Consider the following 5,073-nt stretch of genomic DNA (forward strand, 5'->3'; position numbering starts at 1 on the left):
CGCTGTGGCCTGCCCCCGGGTGGGCGGCGGCGCCGCCAACCCTACGGATCAGATACCCGACTTGCTGTCGATGATCCCGCCACCCAGGCAGACGTCGCCGTCATACAGCACGGCCGACTGCCCCGGCGTCACCGCCCACTGCGGCTCGGCGAAGTCGAGCGCGAAGCGGTCCAGGCCTTGCGCCTGGACGCTGCAGGCCACGTCGGCCTGGCGGTAGCGCGTCTTGGCGGACAGCGCGCGCGGCTCCGGCGCCTCGCCGGCGATCCAGCTGGCCTGGCCGGCTTCCAGGCGCTTCGACAGCAGCCAGGGATGGTCGTGGCCCTGCACGATGTAGAGGGTGTTCTGCTCGATGTCCTTGCGCGCCACGAACCAGGGTTCGCTGGTGCCGTCGGCGTTCTTGCGCGACTTGAGGCCGCCGATGCCGATGCCCTTGCGCTGGCCCAGGGTGTAGAAGGACAGGCCGACGTGCTCGCCGACCACGGTGCCGTCGTCGAGCTTCATCGGGCCCGGCTTGTACGACAGGTAGCGGTTCAGGAAGTCGCGGAAGGGGCGCTCGCCGATGAAGCAGATGCCGGTCGAGTCCTTCTTCGCCGCGTTCGGCAGCTTGAGCTTCTCGGCGATCTTGCGCACCTCGGTCTTGGCGATCTCGCCCAGCGGGAACAGCGACTTCGAGAGCTGCGCCTGGTTCAGGCGGTGCAGGAAGTAGCTCTGGTCCTTCGTGCTGTCGAGCGCCTTGAGCAGCTCGAACCTGGCGCCGTTCTGGCGCACGCGCGCATAGTGGCCGGTCGCGATCAGGTCGGCGCCCAGCTTCATCGCATGGTCGAGGAAGGCCTTGAACTTGATCTCGGCGTTGCACAGCACGTCCGGGTTGGGCGTGCGGCCGGCCTGGTACTCGCGCAGGAATTCCGCGAACACGCGGTCCTTGTATTCGGCGGCGAAGTTGACGGCCTCGATGTCCACGCCGACCACGTCGGCCACGCTGGCCGCGTCGATCCAGTCCTGGCGCGTGGAGCAGTACTCGGAATCGTCGTCGTCTTCCCAGTTCTTCATGAACAGGCCGATCACTTCATAGCCCTGTTCCTTCAGCATCCACGCCGCGACCGAGGAGTCGACGCCGCCCGACATCCCGATCACGACTTTTTTCTTGCTCATGGTGTTTCCGTATTCTTTAAATGCCACCCTCGAACACCGACGGATGGGTGTACAGCAGGTGCAGCGGGGTGCGGTGGCCGGCCAGGTAGTCGTCGACGCACTGCAGCACGATGGGGCTGCGGTGGCGCTCGGCGGTGGCGGCGATTTCGTCGCGCGTCATCCACAAGGTGCGCAGGATGCCCTCGTCCAGCGGCTGGTCGAGCTGGCGCCCGGGTTCGCCGCAAAAGGTGAAGCGCAGGTAAGTCACATCGGTGCCGCGCGACTTCGAGTGATAGCGCGACATGTACATGCCCACCAGCGCGCGCGGGATGAACTCGTGCGCGGTTTCCTCCAGCGCCTCGCGCACCACCGCCTGCTCGAGGGACTCGTGCGGGTCGAGGTGGCCGGCCGGCTGGTTCAGCTTGATGCCTTCGCTGGTCTCCTCCTCGATCAGCAGGAAACGGCCATCGCGTTCGATGATCGCGGCCACGGTAACTGATGGTTTGAAGATATCGGTCATGCCTGTCCTTGAAAATGAGCCGACATTCTACCTTGACCTAAGGCAGCTCTGCTCAGCAACGACCTCTTCAGTACGCTTGCTTGTCGCTAATTTGGCTTGATTTACCACAAACTCTACGGCAATTCGACTGGTTCGCAAGCAAACTCCTCGCCACAATCCCATGTTGTTTGAAGAATATTTATTCTAGAGCAATGGTCGTAATTACATGATAGATTGGAAGACAGTTCATTCCAAAGCTTGGGGGGATTCATGAGGATAGGCATACCGGCCGAGACCCGGCCGGGCGAAACCCGGGTGGCAGCAACCCCGGAAACCGTCAAGAAACTGGCCGCCAAGCACCAGGTCCTGGTGCAGAGCGGCGCCGGCGTCCAGGCGTCGGTACCGGACGCGGCCTATGAGGCGGCCGGAGCGAGCATTGTCGATGCGGCAACGGCACTGGGCGCCGACATGGTGCTCAAGGTACGCAGCCCGAACGACGGGGAGCGCGCCCAGATGAAGCAGGGCGCGGTGCTGGTCGGCATGCTGAATCCTTTTGATGCCGACAACACCGGGCTGCTGGCCGCCAGCGGCATCACGGCCTTCGCCCTGGAAGCGGCGCCGCGCATCACGCGGGCGCAATCGATGGACGTGCTGTCGTCCCAGGCCAACATCGCCGGCTACAAGGCCGTGATGCTGGCCGCCAACACCTACGGACGCTTCATGCCCATGCTGATGACCGCCGCCGGCACGGTCAAGGCCGCGCGCGTCCTGATCATGGGCGTGGGCGTGGCCGGCCTGCAGGCGATCGCCACCGCCAAGCGCCTGGGCGCCGTGATCGAGGCCTCGGACGTGCGTCCGCCGGTGAAGGAGCAGGTCGAGTCGCTGGGCGCCAAGTTCATCGACGTGCCCTACCTGACCGACGAGGAACGCGAGATCGCCAAGGGCGAGGGCGGCTATGCGCGCCCGATGCCCGCCGACTGGATGCGCCGCCAGGCCGAGCTGGTCCACGAGCGCGCCAGGCAGGCCGACATCATCATCACCACCGCCCTGATCCCGGGCCGCAAGGCGCCGGTGCTGATTTCCGAAGACACGGTCAAGGCCATGAAGCCGGGCTCGGTGATCGTCGACATGGCGGTCGAGCAGGGCGGCAACTGCCCGCTCACGGAGCTGGGCAAGACCGTGGTCAAGCACGGCGTGCACATCATCGGCGAGCCGAACCTGGCGGCCCTGGTCGCGGCGGATGCTTCGGCCCTGTACGCCCGCAACGTGCTCGACTTCCTCAAGCTGGTGATCGACAAGGAAGACAAGTTCTTCATCGACCGCGAAGACGAGATCGTGCGCGCCACCCTGGTGTGCGCGAACGGCGAAGTGCTGCGTAAATAAGAGGGAAGCATGGAAATCAGCCATACCATCATCAACCTGATCATCTTCGTGCTGGCGATCTACGTCGGCTACCACGTGGTCTGGACCGTCACCCCGGCGCTGCACACGCCCCTGATGGCGGTCACCAACGCCATCTCTGCCATCATCATCGTCGGCGCCATGCTGGCCGCCGGCCTCACCGAAGGCCTCACCGGCCAGGTCGCGGGCACGGTCGCGGTGGCGCTGGCCGCCGTCAACGTGTTCGGCGGCTTCATGGTCACCCAGCGCATGCTGGAGATGTTCAAGAAGAAGGACAAGGGCGGCGCCAAGAAGGAGGGAGGAGCATGAACTTCATCAGCATGAACGTCGTCACGCTGCTCTACCTGGTCGCCTCGGTCTGCTTCATCCAGGCGCTCAAGGGCCTGTCCTCCCCGAGCAGCGCACGCATGGGCAACACCTTCGGCATCGCCGGCATGGCGATCGCGGTGCTCACCACCGTCGCCCTGATCTTCAAGCTGCAGGCCGAGCTGGCTACCAGCGGCGGCATGGGCTTCCCCCTGGTGCTGCTGGGCGTGGTGGTGGGCGGCGCCATCGGCGCGGTCGCCGCCAAGCGGGTCGAGATGACCAAGATGCCGGAACTGGTCGCGGCCATGCACTCGCTGATCGGCCTGGCCGCCGTCTGCATCGCGGTGGCCGCCGTGTCCGAGCCCTGGGCCTTCAACATCGCCACCCGCACCACGCCGCTGCCCTTCGGGAACCGGCTCGAGCTCTTCATCGGCACCTTCGTCGGCGCGGTGACCTTCTCCGGTTCCGTGATCGCCTTCGGCAAGCTGTCGGGCAAGTATAAATTCCGCCTGTTCCAGGGCGCGCCGGTGCGCTTCGCCGGCCAGCACATCCTGAACCTGGTGCTGGCGATCGCCATCATCGCGCTGGGCCTGGTGTTCTGCTTCGCCGACGGAATCGAGCCGGCCTGGACCCCGTTCGTGATCATGGCCGCGCTGTCCTTCGTGCTGGGCGTCCTGATCATCATCCCGATCGGTGGCGCCGACATGCCGGTGGTGGTGTCGATGTTGAACTCCTACTCGGGCTGGGCGGCGGCGGGCATCGGCTTCTCGCTGAACAACTCGATGCTGATCATCGCCGGTTCGCTGGTGGGCTCGAGCGGCGCGATCCTCTCGTACATCATGTGCAAGGCGATGAACCGTTCCTTCTTCAACGTGATCCTGGGCGGCTTCGGCGGCGAGGCATCCGCCGACACCGGCGGCGCCAAGGAGCAGCGCCCGGTCAAGTCGGGATCGGCGGAAGACGCGGCCTTCATCATGCAGAACGCGGAAAGCGTGATCATCGTCCCGGGCTACGGCCTGGCGGTGGCGCGCGCCCAGCATTCAGTGAAGGAACTGGTCGACAAGCTGACGGAACACGGCGTGCAGGTGCGCTACGCGATCCATCCGGTGGCGGGGCGCATGCCGGGCCACATGAACGTGCTGCTGGCCGAGGCCGAGGTGCCCTACGACCAGGTGGCCGAAATGGAGGACATCAACGGCGAATTCGGCCAGACCGACGTGGTGCTGGTGCTGGGCGCGAACGACGTGGTGAACCCGGCGGCCAAGGATCCCAAGTCGCCGATCGCCGGCATGCCCATCCTGGAGGCCTATAAAGCCAAGAGCATCATCGTCAACAAGCGTTCGATGGCCTCGGGCTACGCGGGCCTGGACAACGACCTGTTCTACCAGCCCAATACGATGATGGTCTTCGGCGACGCCAAGAAGGTGATCGAGTCGATGGTCAAGGCGGTGGAGTAAGCGGTGGAATTCCGCTTCAACGTGTTCGGCACCCTGGTGGCAGTGAGCGGGGCGGAAGGGAAGTGGCAGGCCTGGTACCTGGGCGCGGAAGGCAAGCGCCGGCCTGCCGATTTCATCGTCCCTGCGGATATCGCGGCAGACGACCTGTGCGAGTATTTGGCGGATCTGTTCCACGAAGACGCCACGCCGAAGCACAGCACGGTCGACGAACTCGCGACGGTAGGGTTGGGGGGGGTGGGGCGCCCCCCCGGGGAGGGGGGGGGGAGGGGTTTGTTTGGG

6 protein-coding genes are annotated in these 5,073 nt (G+C 65.3%); 4 read left to right on the forward strand and 2 right to left on the reverse strand.

What is annotated here, in order from left to right:
- Positions 1–48 precede the first annotated feature (48 nt).
- Entirely contained in the window at positions 49–1,179 is a 1,131-nt protein-coding gene (gene mnmA, locus KBW98_RS23415; RefSeq protein ID WP_373888998.1) for a tRNA 2-thiouridine(34) synthase MnmA, read from the reverse strand.
- On the reverse strand, positions 1,169–1,651 hold the full coding sequence (locus tag KBW98_RS23420) for an NUDIX hydrolase (protein WP_211522579.1): 483 nt from the start codon (positions 1,649–1,651) through the stop codon (positions 1,169–1,171). The genes mnmA and KBW98_RS23420 overlap by 11 nt, the downstream gene beginning before the upstream one ends.
- 249 nt (positions 1,652–1,900) lie before the next feature.
- On the opposite strand from KBW98_RS23420, the gene KBW98_RS23425 reads away from it, so the two are divergent.
- The 4 genes from KBW98_RS23425 to KBW98_RS23440 form a co-directional block, all read left to right on the forward strand.
- A complete protein-coding gene (locus KBW98_RS23425; RefSeq protein ID WP_211522580.1) occupies positions 1,901–3,013 on the forward strand; it encodes a Re/Si-specific NAD(P)(+) transhydrogenase subunit alpha in 1,113 nt (370 codons plus the stop codon).
- 9 nt (positions 3,014–3,022) lie between these two features.
- Positions 3,023–3,340 (forward strand): proton-translocating transhydrogenase family protein, encoded by a 318-nt coding sequence (locus KBW98_RS23430; RefSeq protein ID WP_211522581.1) that lies wholly within the window; start codon positions 3,023–3,025, stop codon positions 3,338–3,340.
- Entirely contained in the window at positions 3,337–4,794 is a 1,458-nt protein-coding gene (locus KBW98_RS23435) for an NAD(P)(+) transhydrogenase (Re/Si-specific) subunit beta (protein WP_211522582.1), read from the forward strand. The genes KBW98_RS23430 and KBW98_RS23435 overlap by 4 nt, the downstream gene beginning before the upstream one ends.
- Positions 4,795–4,797: 3 nt before the next feature.
- The coding region (locus tag KBW98_RS23440) for a hypothetical protein (RefSeq protein WP_229429386.1) at positions 4,798–5,073 on the forward strand (276 nt) is incomplete at its 3' end.

Source organism: Massilia sp. ST3, from assembly GCF_018119405.1.
Taxonomy (GTDB): domain Bacteria; phylum Pseudomonadota; class Gammaproteobacteria; order Burkholderiales; family Burkholderiaceae_D; genus Telluria.

Excerpts from the sequence above, each read along its gene's own strand:
- KBW98_RS23420 (WP_211522579.1), bottom strand. The coding sequence starts at position 1,651 with ATGACCGATATCTTCAAACCATCAGTTACCGTGGCCGCGATCATCGAA.
- KBW98_RS23425 (WP_211522580.1), top strand. The coding sequence starts at position 1,901 with ATGAGGATAGGCATACCGGCCGAGACCCGGCCGGGCGAAACCCGGGTG.
- KBW98_RS23430 (WP_211522581.1), top strand. The coding sequence starts at position 3,023 with ATGGAAATCAGCCATACCATCATCAACCTGATCATCTTCGTGCTGGCG.
- KBW98_RS23435 (WP_211522582.1), top strand. The coding sequence starts at position 3,337 with ATGAACTTCATCAGCATGAACGTCGTCACGCTGCTCTACCTGGTCGCC.